Here is a 22,856-nt window from a genome sequence, read left to right as displayed (position 1 = left end):
ATTTAGATTCGATTTAGGGTCATTTTTTTAAGGCATGGATTAATGGAAGAAAGCCTGTTAGATAAAATCCAGTTTTGGCGTAAACCTGCACCTACATTAGCGTTAGGTGTTTATGTTTGCGCCGATAAAATATCCGTGTTTCAAGCATCGACAGCTCAGACAGATGCAAAAGCAATGACTTTCTCTTTTAGTCATCACGACTGGCAGCAAGCTTTCTCTCAATTGGTGAGTGAGTTTGGTGTTGCGAAAATTCAAATTGTACTGGCTGCAGACTTTTATCAACTATTTTTGGTGGATAAGCCAAATGTACCAGTAGAAGAGCTCAATGCAGCACTGCTTTGGTCTGTAAAAGATCTTGCTGCCCAACCTGTCACAGATATTCACTTGGATTACTTTGAATCATCAAAACAAACCACCAATAAAGTTAATGTGGTTGTTACAGAGAAATCCCTACTCAGCTCGTTGTTATTAGCCGCCAAAAATGCAGGCTTGCTCATCAGTGGTGTCTCGATTGAAGAGATGGCGATGAGTAATTTATTTGATGATAACCAAGCTCGGTTAGTATTAAGTCACCGTGAAGGGCAAGAGTTATTATTGACGGTTGTCAGGGCAGGCGAAGTCTTTATGCAACGACGGGTAAGGGGCTTTTTACAAATCGATAAGATTTCGGCTGAAGATTTAGCTTATGGCGTTGCTGACAATTTAAGTTTAGAGATCCAGCGCTCGATGGATTATTTTGAGAGTCAGCTACGTGAGGCGCCTGTATCCTCGATAGAGTTAGTCATGGATGGGCAGTGTGAACACCTTGCAAGCTTGATCAGTAGTAACTTTAACCAAAGTGTGACTCCTCATAAAGGCGCTTCTGTTGACGCAACGTTTGCTGAGTTGGCTTTAGCTGAAACGATGCGAGGTCAGCAGTTATGAAACTAAGAGTAAACCTCTATTCTGAAACCCTATTTCCGCCTGAATTGCGTTTATCCTTTTCACGGTTAAGCCGAGCGATGCTAGCGGTTGTCGTGGTACTCTTATTATCCAGCGCGGCTGTATTTGCGTTAAATTCTAGCCTTGAGTCTGACAAAGCGCAGTTGATGCAAGATAAGCAACGGCTTGATTCAGATAAAAAAGACCTCGAGGCTGCTTTAGCAAAGCGAGGACCAAGTGAAGCCTTGGTTGCAGAGGTGAATTTAAAAGCGCAGCAGCTGGAATTGAAACAGAAACTGTTTGGTAAGCTCAGCCAGCAAGAAGTATTAACTAGCTATGGCTACTCACCATTAATGACCGATCTTGCTCGCGTTGCAGACTCGAGTATTTGGCTGAACCGCATTCAGGTTAATGAAAAAAGCTATATTTTCGAAGGTTTTACCTCTAGCCCTGAAAGCGTTCCCTTATGGATTGAACGCTTAAAAACCACCACGACACTCAAAGGTCATGCCTTTGCGACAATGACCATGAATCTAGGTGAAAATCAGCCGCTTGCCTTTAAGCTAACAAGTGATGCCACTCCTACAGGTAAGGAGTTGATTAAATGAAGCAGCAGTGGGTTAAATTAACAGAAAAATTTGACGCCTTAAGTCAGCGAGAGCGAGTATTAATCGCTGCTGCGGGGCTGATTATTACGGGTTTATTGTTTTATATCCCACTCGAGTCGACGTTGAAACAGCACAGTCAACTCAATGAGCAGATCCGAGCGATTGCAAGCGAAAACAGAATTTCTGAGCAGCAAATAGAGCTCTATGAAGAGAGTCTTCGCAAAGATCCAGATGAAGAATATCGTCAGCGTTTAAACAATATTAACCAACAAAATAAGTCAATTGATAAGCAGCTTTCTTATCAGATGGTCGATATGGTGCCTGCGGATCATATGCCAACCTTATTGGCAGGCTTGCTGTCTAAAATAAAAGGCATTGAGCTGAAATCTTTTACTTCAATTGCGCCAACTCCTTTATTAGAGGTGGGGGACGATAAAAAAGTTAACTTATACAGCCACGGTATACATCTTGAATTTGTTGGTGACTACTTTGCGGTAATGCGGTTTGTGGAAGCGGTTGAAAATATGCCTAACAAACTGTACTGGCGCAGTATGGACTATCAAGTCGATACCTATCCAAAGGCCTCTGTTTCATTAGAACTTTATACCTTGAGTATTAATAAGGACTTTATCAGTGTTGCCAAAAAAGATTAGTGCGCTATTGATTGGGTTTCTGTGCAGTACTTTAGGTTTTAACCTTAATGCTGCAGCGCTGCGTGATCCTACAAAACCAGGTCATTTATCGGGTAAAACAACCTCGGTGAAAGCCTCATCAAACACCAACTTAGTGCTCAATAGTATCGTGCTGAAAGGTAGCTCTGCTTACGCTGTGATAAATAATCAAATTTTCACATTAGGTGGAAGTGTAAAAGGTGTCAAAATCGTGAAAATTGGTAAAGACACGGTGTCATTAGCTGACGGTCGTAAGTTGACTTTGTTTCCAGCTGTAACAGATCTTAAGGGACAATAATTAAAATGCGCTCAATAATCTATATCACCCCTTTGCTGTCATTATTGCTAGTGGCTTGCCAAACAGTTGACAGACCTAATCCGGTAGCGTCTAAAGAGGCATTGGCTGAGGCTATAGTCGATGATAAAGCGGCAAATACTACGCCTCCGCCTGCAGTGATGCCTGATGATGTTCAGCGTGAGCTGTCATCAGATAACTTGTTGCAAGGTTTTGCACCAGCAAGGCCGACTGAGCGACGTTTTGATGTTTCAGCTAACAATGTCGATGCTAAAGTCTTTTTTCCAAGTCTTGCTCAAGGTACGCCGTTAAGCGTTGCTGTACACCCTGATGTGACAGGCAAAATTTCATTGTCTTTAAAAAGCGTGACGTTGCAAGAAGCGCTACAAGTCGTTGAAGATATCTATGGCTATGAAGTGAGCCGAGAAGGGCGCATATTGCGTATTTTCCCTGCTGGCATGCGAACCGAAACCTTTTCATTAAATTATCTGTATATGGAACGCCAAGGCTTATCGTTAACGTCGGTGAGTTCGGGTCGTATTTCAGATAATGATTCAAATTCTAATGGCAACAGTAATAGTAACGGCAGCAGTAATAGTAATTTCAATAACTCGTCAAGCAGTGACTCAGGTTCAAATAGCGGTTCAAGCGATCAAACCAATGGCACCTTTATCCGCTCTGAGACTAAATCAGATTTTTGGGGTGAGTTAAAAGAGACCTTAGTATCGATTATTGGTAACTCTGGTGGTGGACGTCAAGTGGTGGTGACACCACAGGCGGGATTAGTGACTATCAGAGCGTATCCAAATGAGATCCGTCAGGTACGTAACTTTATCAAAACCGCAGAAAGCCATTTGCAACGTCAAGTCATCTTGGAAGCCAAAGTGCTTGAGGTGACGCTATCTGATGGCTATCAACAGGGGATCCATTGGGAGAGTGTGCTAGGCCATGCTGGTAGTACAGATATTACCTTTGGCACGAGCCCGACTACTGGTCTTAGCGATCAAATTTCTAGCGTACTAGGCGGAGTGACATCTATTAAGCTAGATGGCTCTGACTTTAGCACCATGATTAGCTTGCTCGATACCCAAGGTGACGTGGATGTATTATCAAGCCCACGAGTGACCGCGTCGAATAACCAAAAAGCGGTTATTAAGGTCGGTACTGATGAGTACTTTGTAACTAACGTATCTTCAACAACTGTTGCAAGTAATACCCCAATCACTACTCCAGATGTTGAATTAACACCATTCTTCTCTGGTATCGCGCTTGACGTTACGCCGCAAATTGATGAGCAAGGTAATGTATTGCTGCATATCCATCCTTCAGTGATAGACATTAAAGAGCAAACCAAAATTATTAAGATCTCCGGTAGCACATTAGAGCTGCCTCTTGCACAGAGTGAGATCCGCGAATCAGACACTGTGATTAAGGCTGCTAGTGGTGATGTGGTGGTGATTGGTGGTTTGATGAAGAGTGAGAACAAAGAGATTGTCTCTAAAGTTCCATTACTTGGTGACATTCCATATCTAGGTGAAGCCTTTACTAACCGTGCAAACTCCACCGTTAAGACCGAGTTAGTTATTTTGCTTAAACCCATTGTTGTCGGTGCTAACACATGGGAAAACGAATTGAAGCGTTCTCAAGAGCTGCTTGATCGTTGGTATCCTGAGGAGCAATAAGCTTGTATCTGCAGCATTTTGGCTTAACAGAAGTCCCGTTTTCACTTACACCGAATACGGGATTCTTCTTTGGCCTTGCCCCGCACGTAGAAGCCTTACAAGTGCTGCAAACAGCGTTACAGACTGGTGAGGGCTTTATAAAAGTTACTGGTGAGGTCGGAACGGGTAAGACACTCATATGCCGTAAGCTGATGAACGATCTACCTGAACGTTTTCATTGTGCGTATCTGCCTAATCCTTACTTAACGCCTGATGAATTACGCTGGGCTGTGGCGATGGAGCTTGGTCTAAAGCATTCAAGCCAAATAGATCAGCAACAGTTAACAGGCCTAATTCAGCAACAACTTATGGCACTAAGCGCACACGGCCACTCGATTATTTTAGTGCTCGATGAAGCGCAGGCTTTACCAGATGAAAGTCTTGAAGCGCTACGCTTATTTACTAACTTAGAAACCGAAAGCCGTAAGTTACTGCAGGTGGTGTTATTTGCCCAACCAGAGCTCGATGAACGTTTGGCGCAAAACAAATTTAGGCAGCTAAGGCAAAGGATCACTTTTAGCTATTGCTTACGTCCATTAACGCTTGATGAATCTGCTGCCTATATTCAACACCGGTTGAGTGTCGCGGGCAGTGAAAATGGATATCTATTCAGTGAGCTCTATGCGAAGCGTATTGCAAAGGCGGCCAGAGGGATCCCACGCTTGATTAATGTGTTGTCCCATAAAGCGTTATTGGTAGCTTTCGGGGAAGGTAGAGCCAAAATTGAGCGACATCATGTCGATGCCGCCATCGCAGATACAAGTGATGCTACAAACAATCAAGGTTTAGCGGTTAAATGGACTATAGCTCTAGCTGTGATAACAGGCATTTCAGTCAGTTTATTTTATTGGTTTAAAGGAGGCGTAATATGAGCGTAATCAACAAAATGCTCAAAGATTTAGATAAGCGCCAACAGCCTCACGGCCTCGAAAGTATGGCTACGTCGCCCATCGCACACAAAGTGAATTCAACACCGAAGCGAGCTTTGGTGCTAACAAGTATATTGTCTCTATTTATCGGTGGCTTAGTGGTCTTTTTAGCGACGGGGTCGTTGCCGTCAGATCCAGGGTTAGGACTGAATGCTAATCAAGCCGATATTCAGCCATTAGCAACAAATACTGAGGCTGTGAAAACAGCAGAGGGTAAGGCCGAGGTTGCTAAAACGATAACTGCAGAGCAGCTTGAAATTAAGCTTGAGACTAAACCTGAAGTTAAAGCTGAAGTTAAAGCTGGGTCTAAATTAATAGAACCGGCTCAGATAGCATCAACAGTAGAAACCTCAACCATAGCGAGTCCTATAGCAGAAGATTTTGAGTCCAAGGCGGCACAGCCAATCGAAACACCAGCACAGGTAGTTGCGAAGCGCGAACCTAAGGTTAAGGATGAAGCTAAGGTTAAGTTTAAGCAAACAGATAGTGCCAATGAGCTTGCAGCGTCGCCCTCACAGATGAATATCGCACCAGCCAGCAAACGTTCGAGCGAATTGTATAGCGGCGGCAATATGGCAGTCAAAGAGGTGAAGCTGTCTGCCGAGCAGCTTGCCAAAAAGCAGATGATGTTGGCAACCGACGCACAGCAGCAAGGTCAGCACCTGGATGCCTTAACTTATTACGAAGCAGCGCTGATGTATAACCCTGCGTTGCACCAGGCTAGAAGACAGGCGGCAGCCTTATATTATGGCCAAAATAAATTAGCCCAAGCGGCGAAGCTATTAGAGCAAGGTCAGCTGTTATTCCCACAAGAATACGAGTTTTCATTGTTATTAGCGCGGGTCCTGCAGGCGGGGGGGCAAAATGAGCAAGCACTTAAAAGCTTAGCGCTGATCCCAAACACCAGTGATTTAGCGATAAAAAAGTGGCATCAGCAAAGTGATTTAGCTCAAAAGCAGAAGGATTATCCCGTTGCCGAGCAAAGTTTTAGGCAGCTAGCCAAGAGTGAACCTAATCAAGGGCGCTGGTGGATGGGGTTAGGTTATGCGTTAGATGCCCAGCAACAATATACCGAGGCAAAGTTGGCTTACAACCAAGCCTTGTCGCAAGGCAATCTATCAGCGCAGGCTAAAGTTTATGTAGATAATCGATTGCTGCAGTTAGGAGCGTACTAGTGAAACCTAAGTTAAAGATGCGATTAGGTGATCTGCTTGTTCAAGAGCACATCATTTCAGAAGCGCAATTACAGCAAGCATTAAGCGAACAGCGAAATACGGGAAAGAAACTTGGGCGCACGCTAATTGACTTGTCATCGATCACTGAGCAGCAACTACTGCAGTTTTTGTCGCATCAGCTCAACATTCCCTTCCTCGATATTAGTAAGCGTGCCATCGCTACCGAAGTGGTTAGCTTACTGCCTGAGGTGCAGGCTCGTCGATATCGCGCCTTAGTTGTCGAAGATAAGGGTGACAGCGTGCTAATCGCTATGAGCGATCCTGCCGATCTACAGGCCATGGATAACTTAGAACTGTTGCTAGCGCCTAAGAGTATTTCAATTGCGGTTGTGACTGAAGAGCAGCTATTGGATGCGTTTGATAATCTCTATCGACGTACCGATGAAATTGCGCAAATAGCGGGTAGGCTGGAAGAAGAATACGCCGCTGATGATCTATTTGATCTGGGCAGTTTGACCGAGGGTGATAGCGACAACGAAACCACGGTTGTTAAACTGCTACAGTCCATCTTTGAAGATGCAGTGCAGATGCGAGCATCAGATATTCATATTGAGCCAGGTGAAAAAACGTTACGCATTCGTCAGCGTATCGACGGTCAGTTACATGAGAATATTTTGCCTGAAGTCAGCATCGCAGCGGCATTAGTATTGCGTTTAAAGTTGATGGCAGGCTTAGATATTTCCGAGAAGCGATTGCCTCAAGATGGCCGTTTTCACATGGAAATTAAAGGGCATAAGATTGACGTACGTATGTCGACAATGCCGATCTACCACGGTGAGTCTGTGGTGATGCGTTTGCTGGATCAATCTGCAGGTCTACTGACACTAAACGAAACGGGTATGCCGCCAGAAATGCTGGCGAGGATCCGTCGTCAAATCAAGCGTCCTCACGGAATGTTACTGGTTACCGGGCCTACTGGTAGCGGTAAAACTACCACTCTTTACGGCGTGTTGAGCGAGCTTAACACCGCAGATCGCAAGATCATTACGGTCGAAGATCCAGTAGAATATCAGTTACCTCGTATTAATCAGGTTCAAGTTAATCATAAAATTGGCCTCGATTTTTCTAATGTACTTAGAACCACGTTACGACAAGATCCCGACATCATTATGGTCGGTGAGATGCGTGACCAAGAAACGGTAGAAATTGGTCTACGTGGTGCATTAACCGGTCACTTTGTACTGTCGACTCTGCATACTAACGATGCGGTAACCAGTGCACTGCGTTTGCTCGATATGGGGGCTGCAAGCTACTTAGTGGCGAGCGCGCTAAGAGTCATCATTGCTCAGCGATTAGTGCGCCGTGTGTGCCAAAACTGCGCCATCGACTACCATCTCAGCGCCCAAGATAAGGCCTGGCTATCTAGCGTGAGTCAGCTCGATTACTCACAAGCCACATTTAAAATAGGTACGGGTTGTCAAAGCTGTAATGGCAGTGGTTATCGCGGCCGTATTGGTGTGTTTGAGATCTTAGAGCTTGATGAGCCTATGATTGAGGCGATGCGTAGTGGTAACCCACAAGACTTTACTCACGCAGCTTACCAGAGTCCAAACTTTACTCCGCTTGCAAAGTCGGCCCTAAAATATTTAGCACAGGGCATGACGACCATAGAAGAGGTCGCCAAGTTGGTTGAAGATGTTAGCGATAATTCATTAGATTTGGGTGAGGCTTAAACATGCCTACATATCAGTACCGCGGTCGAAGCGCTCAAGGTGAGCAGATAAAAGGGCAAGTTGATGCTAGCTCAGAGAGTGCGGCTGCCGATCAACTGATGTCTCGTGGCGTGATCCCCTTGGAGCTAGTATTAGCGAAAGAAGCTAAAGAGTTTGACTTAAAGTCTTTATTTAAAGGTAAGGTCGCCTTAGAAGAACTGCAGATATTTACTCGGCAGATGTACTCCTTGACTCGTTCAGGGATCCCGATCTTAAGAGCGATCGCAGGGCTTTCGGAAACGACGCATTCAGTGCGCATGAAAGAGGCGCTCGATGATATTTCAGCACAGTTGACCTCAGGTCGCCCTCTATCATCAGCGATGAATCAGCATCCCGATGTATTCGATGCACTGTTTGTCTCTATGGTTCATGTGGGTGAAAACACCGGTAAGCTTGAAGACGCCTTTATTCAGTTGTCGGGTTATATCGAACGCGAGCAGGAAACCCGCAGACGGATTAAAGCGGCGATGCGTTACCCGATATTTGTCTTAATAGCGATCGCGATAGCCATGGTTATCTTAAACATCATGGTGATCCCCAAGTTTGCAGAAATGTTCTCGCGTTTTGGTGCCGATCTGCCATGGGCGACTAAACTGTTAATTAATACATCAAATATTTTCGTTAATTACTGGCCTGCGATGATCCTGGTTATTGTTGCGAGTTTCGTGGGCATTCGTTATTGGCATAACTCTGAAAAAGGCGAGAAGCAGTGGGATAGATGGAAGTTAAATATCCCCATAGTTGGCAGTATTATCGAACGTTCAACGCTATCGCGCTATTGCCGCAGCTTTTCAATGATGTTGAGTGCAGGCGTGCCAATGACGCAAGCATTGAGTCTTGTTGCTGACGCCGTAGATAATGCCTATATGCACGACAGTATTGTGGGTATGCGCCGTGGTATCGAGTCAGGCGAGTCGATGCTAAGAGTATCGAATAACAGTCAGCTATTTACGCCTCTTGTACTACAGATGGTGGCAGTAGGTGAAGAGACCGGTCAAATTGATCAGTTGTTAAATGATGCGGCTGACTTTTACGAAGGTGAAGTGGACTACGATCTTAAAAACTTAACCGCCAAGTTAGAACCCATTCTGATTGGCTTTGTTGCCTGTATTGTATTGGTGCTAGCACTGGGTATTTACCTACCTATGTGGGACATGCTCAATGTCGTTAAAGGTGGGCGCTAGTGAAGTCATTGTCAATGAACGCATGGGCTGGTTAACGTGCTTAGCCAACAAAAAGCAGAAGCAGAGCTGATCACTATCTATGGCAAAGTGATTGCCTTGATTATTTTGCTCATTATTTTATTTTTCTTAGGCTTTCATTACTTTGGCGGCATTAAGCAGCTTAGTCAGCCAAGTATTCGGGTAGAGCATACACGACTGCTTAATGTTATGGCGGTGGCGCGCTCACAATGGCTGATGCGTAGTAAGCCAGACGTTTTATTGTTGGATTGGTACTCAGATAGTGAAGATCGTGTTTCATCCACGGGGCAAGTGCGTATGGCTGCTGGTGGTTGGCCCATTTTGAATGAGACAAGTGTTGCTGGTTGTCAGCAGTTATTGTCCGAATTGTTGGGTCAAGGTTATGTGCAACAAATTGATACTGAGTTCAACTTAGATACAGGAGTATGCCGATATATTGGCGAGTCTGGCGATAGTATTAGCTATCAAACTAGCTCTGGACGGGTCATTTTTTTGACTAGGGCCGACTAAAGAGCGAAATTATCTGTTTTCTAATTTTAACAAACTGCTAGAATAGTCGCATACAACACTGGGGGTAAAATGAAACAACAGTATCAAAAGGGGTTCTCCCTTATCGAATTAGTCATAGTCATAGTGATCTTAGGTTTGTTGGCTGCGACGGCTATCCCCCGTTTTTTAAACGTAACTGATGATGCTGAAGATGCCAGTGTCGACGGCGTAGCAGGTGGCTTAAGCACCGCTGTGAGCTTTGTTCGCTCACAGTGGGAAGTCGATGGTCGTCGTAATAATACCGTGTTGCTAGATGGTACAACGGTATCACTCGATACTCGTTTTGGTTATCCAACGGGTGCAACTAACACAGATGCAAAAGGCATGGACCAAAATTCTTGCCAACAAGTGTTTGATCTTGTTTTACAAAATTCACCAAGAAGCGTAGTTTCAGGAGAAGATGCGCGTAAAGCAAGATATGTAGTGAGCGTGGCAAAAGGAGCGGGTGGTAGCTCAAATACCATAGATGGCGTGCTTGTTAGCGATCTTGATGTTTGTTTGTATTACCTAGCCTCATCACTCGTGTTAAATCCACAAACGGGAATACCGTCTGGGGATTTGTCTGATTTGAACAATTTGGCAGGTAAAGGGGTGACTTACAACCCAGGTTCAGGCCAAGTAGCGAGTTTTATTGACTAAATTTTTTACAACTTAACGAGTAGATTCGTTAGTTGTATTTGTTACGTGATCGAGGAATTTTATATGCAAAAGCAAAATGGTTTTACCCTAATCGAATTAGTGGTTGTGATCATCATTCTTGGTATTTTGGCTGTTACAGCAGCGCCTAAGTTTATCAACCTACAAAGCGACGCACGCGCATCAGCACTGCAAGGTGTTAAAGGTGCCATTCAAGGCGCTAATGGCCTAGTGTTCGCTAAAGCTGCTTTAGCTGGTGAAGAACGAGCGAGTGTTATTACCGGAACTGATGTAAATATCGGAACGGTTGCAGCTCCTATTAATGTGAAGACTCTTTACGGTTACTTATTAGCAACAGGTACTGATTTCAATACTGCTATTGATGCTTCATTTGAAGCCAAAGCTGCTACACAAACAGGCAATGCTGATTGGATTTACACCGTGACTGCAGGTACAGCGAGTACTCCAGGAACTATGGTTATCAATCAAGTTGACGCCCCAAATGACAGTAATACTTGCCAAGTAACATATACAGAGGCTACAGCAACAACTACGCCTACTTATGTAATTGTAGACACTGGCTGTTAATCGGATCTATTTAAGAGTAACTGAAAATGCAAAAGCAAAATGGTTTTACCCTAATTGAATTAGTGGTTGTGATTATCATTCTAGGTATCTTGGCTGTTACAGCTGCGCCTAAGTTTATCAATCTACAAAGTGACGCGCGTGCATCAGCACTGCAAGGTGTTAAAGGTGCCATTCAAGGCGCTAACGGCCTAGTGTTCGCTAAAGCTGCTTTAGCTGGTGATGAGAAGAAAGCGGGTTCATCTTGGGCTACTGATGAAGGTGTAGAAATTGGAGCTGAAGACCCAGCGCAAACTAACTTTGGTTACCTGCAAGCAACTTTAGCAGAGCTAAATAATGCTGTTGATGCTGATTTTGGTACTGCAGATACTGATTGGATTGTGACTTTTGCTGATGTAGGTGGCGTAGCTACGGCCACAATTACGCAGGCTGGTGCTCCAGACCCTGTAACTGGACCGCCAGCAAAAGCTTGTAACCTTGTTTATACTCAAGCAAAAGATGCGAGCACTGTTCCAACTTATGTAATTACAGATAACGGCTGTTAATCGGACCTGTTGAAGAGAAAATGAAAATGCAAAAGCAAAATGGTTTTACGCTAATCGAATTAGTGGTTGTGATCATCATTCTAGGTATCTTGGCAGTAACCGCAGCACCTAAGTTTATCAACCTGCAAGGCGATGCGCGTGCATCTGCGCTTCAGGGTATGAAAGCGGCAATCCAAGGCTCAAATTCGCTTGTATATTCTAAAGCTGCGATTGCTGGTGAGGAGAGAGACGCTTTTGACGCGACTCCGCCTCCTGCAGTTATCATTGCTCCTGGTGTAACGGCTGTAACTCAATACGGCTATATGCAGGCGACACAAACTGAATTGCAAAAAGCATTAGATGTAGTGTTTGATGCAGGTGCTGATGGCAAACCTACAGCGACTTCTGGTACAGCAGATTGGATTATTAAAGATACTGCAGGAACACCTAAGTCTGTTGAAATTTGGCAGAAAGGTGCACCGGCTGCATGTAAGTTGACTTATACAGAGGCTACAAGTACTTCAGTAGGTCCAAGCTTCTTAGCTTTACCTTCAGCCTCTGACTGCTAAATAGTATGATTTTAAAAGGCCTGCCTAGCAGGCCTTTTTTGTATCTAACGCGTTAATGATGGCTTTATTTGCCATAATTATTAAACTGTTGGGAAATCAGGTTTAAGATGGTGAAAAGCCGGAAAAGCCGGAAAAGCCGGAAAAGCCGGAAAAGCCGGAAAAGCTAGACTAGACACCAGCTTGTGGTTTCATCTTTTATAGCAGGGCGCAGCCCGCTCTAGCCGTCGCAACGCGGCGTCCTAGACTCTCGATTCTAGCGTCAAAGATCGTGAGTTTGCTTTAGCAGCAAAAAATAAACGGCAATCAATACAACTTACAACTGCACATATCAATCAGGACGAGTAATGCATAGATCGCAGCGCCACACAGGTTTTACGCTAGTCGAGCTTGTGACGACGATAATCCTTATTGCCATCCTTGCTGTGGTGGTGATTCCTCGGCTGCTGACCTCTTCAAGCTACAGTGCTTTTACCCTACGTGATGAGTTTATTAGTGAGCTTAGAAAGGTGCAGATCATGGCGATGAATAATCAAGATCGCTGCTACCGTTTATCTGTCACCGATACCAATTATCAAGTCTCTCGCTACCAAGGCGCTTACAACAATGCTTGTTTAGGCGCTCTCATTCGTACCGATATGCCACAGACGTTTCAAGGTGGTGCTAGCTTAGCTTTGCTCAATGGCGCGAGCAGTTTCAATATTGAATTTAATGCCCAAGGCGTACCCATAGTGAATGGTGCGCGCTGCAATGGTAATTGCATTAGCGTGATTGCCGATGAAACTCTATTGCTTGCTATAGAGTCAGAGGGGTATATTCATGATGGGCAATAGATTCTTAAGGTTTAAATTGCACAGTCAAAAAGCCTTTACCTTGGTTGAGCTTGTTGTCGGCATGGTGGTGATAAGCATCGCCTTTGTGTTACTTAGCACTATGCTATTCCCTCAAGCGGAAAGAGCCGCTGATACCTTGCATCGAGTACGTACAGCAGAACTTGCCCATTCTATTTTAAATGAGATCTGGGGTAAGCGTTTTGATCAAAATACCAATGCTAATGGTGGGGTGCCAGCATGCGGCGCACCAGCAAAGCCTACGTTAGGTTTGCCAGCGGGGAAGCCTTGTACAGCCAAAGGCAATTTGGGACCTGATAAGGTTAATGGCGCCGAAGAAAGCCGTAATAATTATAACGATGTCGACGATTACAACGGACTTAATATCAACAGTCTGATGCTTGATAGCAGCGAAACTTATGCTCAGCGCTATGTTAATTATGGCCTTAACGTTGAAGTGACATATAACAATTTACCTAGCCTTAATACCAAGCTTATTACGATTAATGTGACCACGCCTAATGGCGAGGTGATGACCTTCAACGCGATCCGGAGCAACTATTAATGCAATCGTTAATACGCCCAGCTTCGAGGTCGAAATTGAGTCAACGAACTCAATTAAATCAGTCTCAGCTAACTCAGCTAACTCAACTTAAGCAACTTAAGCAACTCAAAAATAGCGGTTTCACCTTGGTGGAGATGGTCACAGTGGTGATTATCCTCGGTGTATTAGTGCTTGGAGTCAGTAGCTTTCTTATTTTTGGTACACGGATATTTATCGATGCCACCTCGGTCGACAAGGTGATGAGTCAAAGCCGATTTGCTATTGAGCGCATGACCCGAGAGATCCGTAATACAGCACCAAACAGCATTCGAGTTCGCGATAGCGGTGATGGTGCTTGGCAATGTATCGAGATGATGCCGATTATCTCTAGTGCATCTTATATCGATATGCCTATCGCGCCAGCTTCAGCAGTGAGCAGTGGTACTGCAATGCAATCAGCCGCCAGCGCCCCTTTAACGGCGGATCAATTATTGCTGATTTATCCATTATCACCCGCCGATGTTTATACCTCAGCGGCTGGTACCCAAGGCAAGCTATTTAGCATTAAAGCCATTACAGCTAATGCAACAACGAATGATCTCAGTATCGATTTTGGCCGTGCAGTACGTTTTGATGCCGCCTCACCAAGGCAGCGTTATTTTGGCGTGAAAGATGCGGTGAGCTATTGTTTCGAGCAGGTCACTTCCGAGTTGAGCTTATTAAAACGCTATACGGATTACGGCTTTAACCATCCAAGTTTACAACCTGCACCTAATGATATGGGCACAGGGATATTGATGGCAGAAGATATAGTCAATACCATAGCTAACAACAGCCCTATTGCTTATACCCCTGGCACGCTTAGAAACAACGCTATGGTTCACTTAAGCCCACTGTTTAATGTGCAAGGGCAAACGTTTCAATATCATCATCAAGTGCAGGTGATTAATGTCCCGTAACCAAATGCTTTTGCCCACTCGTCGTAAGCCTATCTCTATGAGTTCTATTAATTGCTCTAGGCGCTCTATTAATTGCTCTAGGCAGCGCGGTAGCGCCTTGGTTATAGGTGTTTTCATTATCACAGTGATGTTTTTACTGGCTGCGACATTGATTAATGTCTTAGATGATGCTGACCAAGATATCAGCCTTGAAGTCTGGGGAACACGCGCCTTTGCTGCAGCAAACACCGGCGCCGATCGCGCTTTAGCCACTTTGTTTCCAGTTGATGGCAGTAGCGGTAGTTGTGATGCTCAAACTACGTGGAATATTGGTACTGCAACTGGACTCGTGGGCTTTAACGGCTGCACTGTAGTGATGACCTGCTCTGCGATAACAACAACATTACCGCAAAATAATATGACCCAATACCTCGTTACCAGCACAGGCACTTGCAGTACCGGGCAATGTGACTCAGGCACTAATAGCGATGCCAGTTGCATTCGCGTGAGTCGTCAAGTGGAGGTTGAAGCCCGTGATTAGATTTAAATTCTTTAACCAGCTCGTGTTATCAATTTCTATCACGTTATTGTTAACTTGTGCTGTGTGGGCGGCTGATTGGGAGGACACCTTTAAACAGGGAGTGAACTCTTATACGAGTTCCGGACAAATACGATTTCATAGTGGCTCTAAGCTCTTCAATTCTCCGACGAATGGTAATCTTCCATCTTACTCAGTGACGGATCCTGCCAAGTCTGCTTGTGTCCCCTCTAATGGCAATTCAAAAAAGTGTAAGGCGGGTCGATATACAGCAGAGCTACCCAGTGACAGGATCCCTTTTGCGCAGTGCGCTTCAACTAGTAATAGGAATTTAGGTCCGTCAGATGCGGTTAATTATGTTATCGAAGTAGCTGAAGGTGAGTACGACACTATTTCTTCATATTATTACTATCACACAGTAAAGTTTAGCGCTAATGACGACGATGGCGTTTATAAAATTAAATCGTTAAACGTTCAGGACGGTACTTTAGATTTTGCTCCTGGACAGTACTGGATCGATGATTTACAGATAGCAGAGGGAGTCAATGTTACATTTCCCCCAAATGGTACCGTAAGCCTCTTTGTTAAAAACCACTTTGTTCAGTACAACCGTATACTGCCTTATCGCTCAGAACTGTTTATGCTTTATGGTTATTCAGATATTGATTTAGCAGAAGGCGCTTATCTGCGTGGTCATATTGTCTCTGAAGGTGATTTAATCTTTAGTGATGAGGCAAGAGTTGAAGGTGCTGTTACTTCTGATTATATCAGCATTGCTGATGATGGTTGGGTGCAGTTCGATGGCCGTGCAGGTTTAATTGATTTAGTACCGAACTGCGATATTGATGTTACAAAGCCGGCAGTTATCCCTCAGTGCCCTGCAGAGCAGAATAATATTCAAGGCTTAACTTATCGCACCTATGATGCGCGAAGTTGGTATTCGGATAATTATAGCCCGGCAAATAACAATGAATTTCTGGAATTAGTTAATTCAGTGAGTAAAACTCGCTATCAGATTGGCGAATCTGTCGAGACAAACTTAAATCAGAAAGGCAATGGTATTAACCCCCATTCAAACGCTGCAGCCGATCAAGACCTGTATTTAGGTATATTTGAAGGCTACATCGATGCACCTGAAACCGGTGAATACACCTTTGCCATTGATGGCGATGATGCAATTGAGTTATTGATAGATGGCGAGGTTATCACCGGTTTTTATGGTGTCCACGCGACCTGTGATTGCACTCGATACCAAGGTAAAGTTTCATTAGAGCAAGGCGCTCATACTATTGAGCTTAGGTTTCATGAGACCTTTGGCGCAGAAGCCTTTAGATTGTATTGGCAACCTCCCTCTTCAAATAGCTTTGAGATAGTTCCGTCGAGCCAGTTGCTGACTTGTCCGGCGCCGCAGTTTGAGTTTGGCCGCGCCGAGCTTGATGCCAACGGCAATGCGGTTATCAATTTTGATAATACTTATTCTACAGCTCCTGTCATCATGGTTATGCCAACGATTGATGGCAGCGATGCCAATGCTGACCACTCCTCTACAGTAACAGTCGATAGTCTTAGCTCGAGTAATGCCTCCATTAAGCAGGTGAACTCAGGCTCCTCGCAAGTGCTAGATAAAAAAATGGATAAAATCGATTATTTTGTGATGGAGCAAGGTTACCGTTTTCTAGAAAGAGGCAAGGCACTGCAGGCGGGATCGATATCAACCGAGTTGTATCAAGGTAAAAATCTGCCAAGCTCAGGTCGGGGTTACGAGAATATCGAATTTGAGCATGATTTTGGGCTCCATCCAGCAATGATTGGTCAAGTCTTAACCCATAACAATAATCGTTTTATAACCACGGTTATTAATAATGTTGATACCGATGGCTCACAGTTTGATATCGCTATTGAAGGCTCTGAAATGAGCTCGGGGATCACTCGCCCAGAACTTTTAGGCTATGTTGCTGGTGTGGGTAAAGGCGTGATGACGGTTAATGGTGAAAGCTTAAAGTACGAGTTTGCCAACGGCTTAAATCATGGCAATGGTAGTTCAACTCGAACACTGAGTCAGCAGTGCGCTTTTAATAACAACTATCAGCAAACCTATTTTGACCAACCCTTAACTATCGCCAATAAAAATCAACGTCGTGGTGGTGATGGCGGTTGGGTAAGACGCTGCACTAAAGAGAGTTTTAACAATCAGGTGAGCTTTGCGATAGATGAAGATCAGCAGCGAGATGATGAGCGCAGCCATCTAGCTGAGAGTATTGGTTACTTTGCCTTTGAGTATGCGCCAGACGCGCCAGCCGTTAATCATTATCGAATTAACTTTGATTCTGGCGCGCTTAGCTGCGCGGCTAAATCAATCACCCTTCAGGCATGTGCTAATCCAGACTGTACATCTTTACTTAGCGATCCCGCTTCTGTGACGCTGACGAAAAACAATACCAGTTATACTCGTGAAACCTTTACCGGCAACACAACAACAGAGTTGTGGCACCCTCAGGGTGGCTTGGTCACGCTTGGGTTAAGCTCGACCTTGCCGACGGCTAACTACAGCTGTTATATCGATGGAAGTTTTGTTGCCAACAGTCAATGCCAATTGAACTTTGAAGATAGCGGCATCTACTTTAATATCGATGATTCTACAGCCTGTAAAAATTCAAATAACTTCGAGCTGTTCGCGGTTAAAAAAGATCAAACCACTCAGCAATGTGTACCGCTATTTGCCAACAAAACAAAACCGATTTCAATGGCATTTAATTACATTACCCCCGATTCATCAGGGATAAATGAAGCGGCCAAGCTGACCATTAACAGTCTCAATTCGCCAACGGCGAGTAAAGAGATTACAGGCGGGGCAAGTCAACAGCTACAAGTACATTTTGATGCCAACGGTAAGGCGCTACTTAATGTGAACTACCCTGAAGCGGGTAAAGTTGAGCTTGCAGCAACGCTTACTGAAACGATTAGTTCTCCCGATGGCAGCACGAGCGAGACCTTAGTGCTTGAACATAGTGAGCAGTTTGTCTCTAAGCCCGATGGATTCCATTTTTTTAATGATTCCGGCACTAATGGTTGCAGCGGTGCAAGTTGTGACTTGTTTGCTAAAGCTGGCGCTGATTTTAAGATGAATGTAAAAGCGGTGTGTGGCGTTGATAACGGGGCGACCTATAAGGATCGCCCTGCACTTAAAAATTTCCAATTTTCAGACTTAAACATTAAGCCTGTGCTACAAGCGCCATTAGTCACTAATGGGGATGATAAAGATGGAGGACTTGGAGGTCTGGGGCTCACAGGCTTAAACTTTACCAAGACTAACAGTGCACCATTGAAAGTGACCAATCAGACTTATTCTGAGGTGGGCGCGATAAGCATTATGCTTGATGGCGAAGTTAATTACCTCGGCGCGACGATTGCTGAGGCGAACTCTAGCAGCGACACGTTTGGTCGCTTCTCTCCTTACTATTTAACCTTAACGGGCAATGATCCTAGTCTTGAAGCTCAGTGTGGCAGTTTCACCTATATGGGGCAGCCGTTTGGCTTCTTAACGGGTAAAGAGCCAACCTTGTCTATTGTCGGTAAAAGTAAGAGCGGGGCGATAACTAATAATTACCAAATTGGTGATTGGTGGCGCTATAAGGGGAAGCAATGGCTGGATCGCAGTTATAGCGATACCTCAGGCGCCACTTCGTTTAATGGTGTAGCGCTGCAAATAGCAGATGAAACACCGATTTCTGGCGTTGTTGATTACTACCCTATTAATGATACTAACAGTGTTCAAAGGGCTTATCTAAAGGGATCAGAGCTGCATTATGTCCGTACGGCCTCATTAGCTGTGCCATTTAATGCGCAGTTTGATTTAGACCTTTCTAAGACCGATGTCACCGATATCGACGCAATTTGTTATCAAGACTCCGCATCTGGTGCCTGTATCGGCTTTAGCTTTGATGATATTGGCAAAGACGAGAGTTTTGCTATGCGCTATGGTCGATTTGTGAAGCAAAATGCTTACGGCCCCTCATCGGAAGAGTTGCGAGTTGAGGTAAGTACTCAATATGTGGCTGCTAATGTTGATGGTAAAGCGCAGTGGGTGACTAATACTAGTGACAGCTGCTCGGTTTTCGATACGACCACAGCCACAGAGTCAGCAGATACAGGCTTGAATTTAAAACCAGATGCAGGGCTTGAGTTAGTGCAAGGTTTTACTCAATCAGGGGGAACCGGAAAAGCCGGTACTATAGAGTTAGGTAAAAGCTTTATTTATTTGCCAGCACCTAATAGCGATGGCGAGGTGCTCTTACAGCAGCATGTTGATAAATGGCTACAGTGGTATTGGAATTATGATGGAAATACCGGCCTGCAAGACCCTCGAGCAACGGCTTACTTTGGTACTTATCGAGGTCATGACCGGATTATTTATTGGCGAGAAGTTAACTAAATGTCAGTAACAGGGGGCGAGACAAGTTATTGACTCGCTCTTTTGGTAGAAGATCGCAAAAAACAGCGTTTCATTAGCAATTGTTAACCTCTGTGGTCTTGTGGATTTTAAGAAGCATGATAAAGTTACCTGATTTCTTTTTTCTACGACTCCACTGAGACAGGCTGGTTACATGTTCAAGAAGCTACGCGGCATTTTTTCTAATGATCTTTCGATCGATTTAGGTACAGCAAATACACTAATTTATGTCCGTGAAGAAGGCATAGTGCTAAACGAACCATCAGTCGTTGCCATTCGTGGAGAGCGAAACGGTTCTGGTCAGAAGTCGGTTGCGGCCGTCGGTACTGAAGCTAAGCAGATGCTAGGTCGTACGCCTGGAAACATTCAAGCAATTCGTCCAATGAAAGACGGTGTTATCGCCGACTTTTATGTCACAGAAAAAATGCTACAGCATTTTATCAAGCAAGTTCATAACAATAGCGTATTTCGTCCAAGCCCTCGTGTTCTAGTGTGTGTGCCAGTGGGTGCAACGCAAGTTGAACGTCGTGCAATCCGTGAATCGGCAATGGGCGCTGGTGCGCGTGAAGTGTATTTGATTGAAGAGCCAATGGCTGCTGCAATCGGTGCCGGTCTTCCGGTTTCTGAAGCAACAGGTTCTATGGTTGTTGATATCGGGGGTGGTACTACAGAAGTTGCGATTATCTCGCTAAACGGTGTGGTTTACTCATCTTCAGTGCGTATCGGTGGTGACAAGTTTGATGATGCGATTATCAACTATGTACGTCGTAACTACGGTAGCTTGATTGGTGAAGCAACAGCAGAACGTATCAAGCACACAATCGGTACCGCGTACCCAGGCGATGAAGTACTAGAGATTGAAGTACGCGGTCGTAACCTTGCTGAAGGTGTACCACGTAGCTTTACGCTAAACAGCAACGAAATCCTAGAGGCGCTACAAGAGCCACTATCGGGTATTGTCAGTGCCGTAATGGTTGCGCTAGAGCAGTCTCCACCAGAATTGGCATCGGATATTTCAGAGCGCGGTATGGTGTTAACTGGCGGTGGTGCACTTATACGTGACCTAGACAGATTACTGATGCAAGAAACGGGTATTCCGGTAATGATCGCAGAAGATCCATTAACGTGTGTTGCTCGTGGCGGCGGTAGAGCTTTAGAGATGATCGATATGCATGGCGGCGACCTGTTCTCTGAAGAAAACTAACCACGGTTAAAAAGGGCGGTATTGAACCGCCCTAGTTTGTTATGAAGCCTATTTTTGCTCGCGGTATTTCCAATCAATTTAGATTAACACTGGCTGTTATCATGTCGGTGATCCTGCTTGTCGCTAATGACAGGCTTGAACCTGTGCGTAACTCCCTCTCTTCGTTATTAAGTCCGTTGCAGTATGTCGCTAATATTCCTGGTGCATTACTCGATCTTTCTGCTGAAAGTTTGGCAACGCGAAACATGCTCGCGAAACAAAATAAAGAATTATTACGTCATCAACTGCTGATGAGTGAGCGTTTACAGCGATTTGAACATTTGCGTCAAGAAAACGATCGTCTACGTGGTTTACTGGGATCTCCGGTACATATGGATGCGAAGAAGGTCGTTGCTGAGGTGATGGAAGTCGCCAGCGATCCTTTTCACCAATATGTAGTACTAAACCATGGATCACGCAGTGGCACATTTGTCGGTCAACCTGTGGTTGATGCTCAAGGTGTTGTCGGCCAGGTGGTGCAGGTGAGCGAGCTCACTAGCCGAGTACTGCTGCTTTCAGATACCACCCATGGTATTCCGGTACGAATTACCCGTAATGATGTGCGCCTTATGGCTGTCGGCACTGGTGTGCTCGATGAATTAGAGCTCAGGCATGTGGCTAAGAGTACTGATGTGCGGGTTGGCGATCTTCTGGTGTCATCAGGCTTAGGCAAGCGTTTTCCTGAGGGCTACCCGGTGGCTCGAGTGATCAGCGTCGAAAAAGACGATGGTAAGAACTATGCTACCGTCGTTGCTCAGCCGTTAGCCGCATTAGATAGAATTCGTTATTTATTATTACTTTGGCCAGATATTGAATCTGACAGTGCTGAACTCACGCCGCCTGAGGGTGTCGAAGAAGCGGTTAAGGCGAGTCAAGAGGTCACACAATGAGTTTACATGTGGCAAATGGCCGCTGGGTCGTTTGGTTAAGCCTATTAGTGGCGATGCTGTTTCAAATCATGCCACTGCCAGACTTGGTAGAAGCATGGCGTCCCGACTGGTTATTGCTGGTCATTATCTATTGGGCGATGGCGCTGCCTCACCGATACAATATTCTCACGGCATGGGTGCTGGGTGTGATGCTAGACATCTTGCTCGGGGCCACATTAGGGATCCGTGCGTTTGCTATGTCAGTCGTCGTATATGTGGTGGTACTGCATTTTCAGCGCTTACGTAACTTCCCTATGTGGCAACAGTCGCTGCTGGTGGCTATGCAGGTGGCACTTTATAACCTAGTGGTATTTTGGGTGCAATTTGTTAGCGACTCCGCCGTTTTCGATATTAGTTTGTTCTATCCAGCACTTTCTAGCCTTGTGATGTGGCCGTGGATCTTTTGGATTTTACGCCGTGTAAGACGTCTTTATAAGGTCAGATAGCAACAATTGGTTTTAGGTTATTTTCTTCGTTAGCTTATGACGTTAGCTTATGACTTTAAGTTAATCACTAGAATAAGTTAGCTCAGCTAGAATCTTAAAAAAGGTACTCATTATGAAGTTAGTACTTGCCTCGGGCTCGCCTCGTCGTAAAGAATTGTTAGGCCAGTTAGGTTTTTTGAACACTAACAGTGCGAGTCCATTCGAGTTCGAGATTTTAGCGGCGGATATTGACGAAAGTCATCAAGCAGGAGAGTCTGCTGAAGCGTTTGTGTTAAGACTTGCTGAAGAGAAAGCACTCGCAGGATTAGCGCTATATAGGGCGGAAAGTGGCGCCGATAACCAGGCTGTAGTGTTAGGTTCTGACACTATCGTAGTGCAAGGCGACATCATTTTAGGCAAGCCAAAAGATGAAGCCGATGCGGCGCAAATATTGGCAAGTCTGTCAGGATTGCAGCATCAAGTGATGACTGCTGTGGCGTTAACTGATGGCACCAAGACGGTGAGTCGCCTGGTTAAAACTAAGGTGCAGTTTTGCCAGCTAACCCAGGCGGATATCTTAGCTTATATCGCAACGGGTGAGCCGATGGATAAAGCCGGTGCATACGGGATCCAAGGTTTGGGTGGAAGTTTTGTTGAAGCTATCGAGGGAAGTTATTCCGCGGTAGTCGGGTTACCTTTGGTAGAAACCCGCGCGTTATTGTGTGAGATGCAAATTTTATAGCCATAAAATAGCGTAATAAATAGGCCTTAATTGCCAAGCTATAAAACATCATTCTTTGCAGAC

General features: G+C 44.9%; 23 protein-coding genes. All 23 read left to right on the top strand.

Features of this window, described 5'->3' with window-relative positions; all coding sequences use genetic code 11:
* Positions 1-42: 42 nt before the first annotated feature.
* The 23 genes from ACVBIU_RS05910 to ACVBIU_RS05800 all read left to right on the top strand — a co-directional run bounded on the left by ACVBIU_RS05910 (position 43) and on the right by ACVBIU_RS05800 (position 22,793).
* A complete protein-coding gene (locus ACVBIU_RS05910; RefSeq protein ID WP_447163291.1) occupies positions 43-924 on the top strand; it encodes an MSHA biogenesis protein MshI in 882 nt (293 codons plus the stop codon).
* Positions 921-1,529 (top strand): PilN domain-containing protein, encoded by a 609-nt coding sequence (locus tag ACVBIU_RS05905; protein ID WP_447159780.1) that lies wholly within the window; start codon positions 921-923, stop codon positions 1,527-1,529. The genes ACVBIU_RS05910 and ACVBIU_RS05905 overlap by 4 nt, the downstream gene beginning before the upstream one ends.
* Positions 1,526-2,182: an MSHA biogenesis protein MshJ gene (locus ACVBIU_RS05900; RefSeq protein WP_447159779.1), complete on the top strand. Its 657-nt coding sequence runs from the start codon at positions 1,526-1,528 to the stop codon at positions 2,180-2,182. The genes ACVBIU_RS05905 and ACVBIU_RS05900 overlap by 4 nt, the downstream gene beginning before the upstream one ends.
* Positions 2,163-2,498 (top strand): MSHA biogenesis protein MshK, encoded by a 336-nt coding sequence (locus ACVBIU_RS05895; RefSeq protein WP_447159778.1) that lies wholly within the window; start codon positions 2,163-2,165, stop codon positions 2,496-2,498. Before ACVBIU_RS05900 ends, ACVBIU_RS05895 begins: the two co-directional genes overlap by 20 nt.
* 5 nt (positions 2,499-2,503) lie before the next feature.
* Complete coding sequence (gene mshL / locus ACVBIU_RS05890) at positions 2,504-4,177, top strand: pilus (MSHA type) biogenesis protein MshL (RefSeq protein ID WP_447163290.1); 1,674 nt, start codon at positions 2,504-2,506, stop codon at positions 4,175-4,177.
* A 2-nt stretch (positions 4,178-4,179) separates the two neighbouring features.
* Complete coding sequence (locus tag ACVBIU_RS05885; RefSeq protein ID WP_447163289.1) at positions 4,180-5,088, top strand: ExeA family protein; 909 nt, start codon at positions 4,180-4,182, stop codon at positions 5,086-5,088.
* On the top strand, positions 5,085-6,320 hold the full coding sequence (locus tag ACVBIU_RS05880) for a tetratricopeptide repeat protein (RefSeq protein ID WP_447163288.1): 1,236 nt from the start codon (positions 5,085-5,087) through the stop codon (positions 6,318-6,320). The genes ACVBIU_RS05885 and ACVBIU_RS05880 overlap by 4 nt, the downstream gene beginning before the upstream one ends.
* Positions 6,320-8,053 carry a GspE/PulE family protein gene (locus ACVBIU_RS05875; protein ID WP_447163287.1) on the top strand — a complete coding sequence of 578 codons (1,734 nt, stop codon included), beginning with the start codon at positions 6,320-6,322 and terminating at the stop codon, positions 8,051-8,053. Before ACVBIU_RS05880 ends, ACVBIU_RS05875 begins: the two co-directional genes overlap by 1 nt.
* Positions 8,054-8,055: 2 nt before the next feature.
* On the top strand, positions 8,056-9,276 hold the full coding sequence (locus tag ACVBIU_RS05870; protein WP_447159773.1) for a type II secretion system F family protein: 1,221 nt from the start codon (positions 8,056-8,058) through the stop codon (positions 9,274-9,276).
* Positions 9,277-9,312: 36 nt separating this feature from the next.
* Positions 9,313-9,804 carry a hypothetical protein gene (locus ACVBIU_RS05865; protein WP_447159772.1) on the top strand — a complete coding sequence of 164 codons (492 nt, stop codon included), beginning with the start codon at positions 9,313-9,315 and terminating at the stop codon, positions 9,802-9,804.
* A 69-nt stretch (positions 9,805-9,873) separates the two neighbouring features.
* On the top strand, positions 9,874-10,482 hold the full coding sequence (locus ACVBIU_RS05860) for a type II secretion system protein (protein ID WP_447159771.1): 609 nt from the start codon (positions 9,874-9,876) through the stop codon (positions 10,480-10,482).
* A gap of 63 nt (positions 10,483-10,545) precedes the next feature.
* Positions 10,546-11,067, top strand: coding sequence for a type II secretion system protein (locus ACVBIU_RS05855; protein ID WP_447163286.1), 522 nt, complete (start codon positions 10,546-10,548; stop codon positions 11,065-11,067).
* A 26-nt stretch (positions 11,068-11,093) separates the two neighbouring features.
* Positions 11,094-11,609 carry a type II secretion system protein gene (locus ACVBIU_RS05850; protein ID WP_447163285.1) on the top strand — a complete coding sequence of 172 codons (516 nt, stop codon included), beginning with the start codon at positions 11,094-11,096 and terminating at the stop codon, positions 11,607-11,609.
* A gap of 26 nt (positions 11,610-11,635) precedes the next feature.
* Positions 11,636-12,157, top strand: coding sequence for a type II secretion system protein (locus ACVBIU_RS05845; RefSeq protein ID WP_447163284.1), 522 nt, complete (start codon positions 11,636-11,638; stop codon positions 12,155-12,157).
* Positions 12,158-12,501: 344 nt separating this feature from the next.
* Positions 12,502-12,987: a pilus assembly FimT family protein gene (locus ACVBIU_RS05840; RefSeq protein WP_447163283.1), complete on the top strand. Its 486-nt coding sequence runs from the start codon at positions 12,502-12,504 to the stop codon at positions 12,985-12,987.
* The gene (locus ACVBIU_RS05835; RefSeq protein WP_447159766.1) at positions 12,974-13,549 is read left to right on the top strand and encodes a type IV pilus modification PilV family protein; all 576 of its coding nucleotides are present in this window, start codon (positions 12,974-12,976) and stop codon (positions 13,547-13,549) included. The genes ACVBIU_RS05840 and ACVBIU_RS05835 overlap by 14 nt, the downstream gene beginning before the upstream one ends.
* Complete coding sequence (locus ACVBIU_RS05830) at positions 13,549-14,487, top strand: PilW family protein (RefSeq protein WP_447163282.1); 939 nt, start codon at positions 13,549-13,551, stop codon at positions 14,485-14,487. Before ACVBIU_RS05835 ends, ACVBIU_RS05830 begins: the two co-directional genes overlap by 1 nt.
* The gene (locus tag ACVBIU_RS05825; RefSeq protein WP_447163281.1) at positions 14,477-15,007 is read left to right on the top strand and encodes an MSHA biogenesis protein MshP; all 531 of its coding nucleotides are present in this window, start codon (positions 14,477-14,479) and stop codon (positions 15,005-15,007) included. Before ACVBIU_RS05830 ends, ACVBIU_RS05825 begins: the two co-directional genes overlap by 11 nt.
* Positions 15,000-19,436, top strand: a complete 4,437-nt coding sequence (locus ACVBIU_RS05820; protein ID WP_447163280.1) for a DUF6701 domain-containing protein — start codon at positions 15,000-15,002, stop codon at positions 19,434-19,436. The genes ACVBIU_RS05825 and ACVBIU_RS05820 overlap by 8 nt, the downstream gene beginning before the upstream one ends.
* A gap of 172 nt (positions 19,437-19,608) precedes the next feature.
* On the top strand, positions 19,609-20,658 hold the full coding sequence (locus ACVBIU_RS05815; protein ID WP_447159762.1) for a rod shape-determining protein: 1,050 nt from the start codon (positions 19,609-19,611) through the stop codon (positions 20,656-20,658).
* A gap of 41 nt (positions 20,659-20,699) precedes the next feature.
* Positions 20,700-21,587, top strand: a complete 888-nt coding sequence (mreC, locus tag ACVBIU_RS05810; RefSeq protein WP_447159761.1) for a rod shape-determining protein MreC — start codon at positions 20,700-20,702, stop codon at positions 21,585-21,587.
* Positions 21,584-22,072, top strand: a complete 489-nt coding sequence (gene mreD / locus ACVBIU_RS05805) for a rod shape-determining protein MreD (RefSeq protein ID WP_447159760.1) — start codon at positions 21,584-21,586, stop codon at positions 22,070-22,072. The genes mreC and mreD overlap by 4 nt, the downstream gene beginning before the upstream one ends.
* A 112-nt stretch (positions 22,073-22,184) precedes the next feature.
* Positions 22,185-22,793, top strand: coding sequence for a Maf family protein (locus ACVBIU_RS05800; protein ID WP_447159759.1), 609 nt, complete (start codon positions 22,185-22,187; stop codon positions 22,791-22,793).
* The last annotated feature ends 63 nt before the right edge of the window (positions 22,794-22,856 follow it).

Source organism: Shewanella sp. 30m-14, assembly GCF_052977125.1.
Note: the sequence above shows the minus strand (reverse complement) of the source record. Positions and strands in the feature narration are given on the sequence as shown.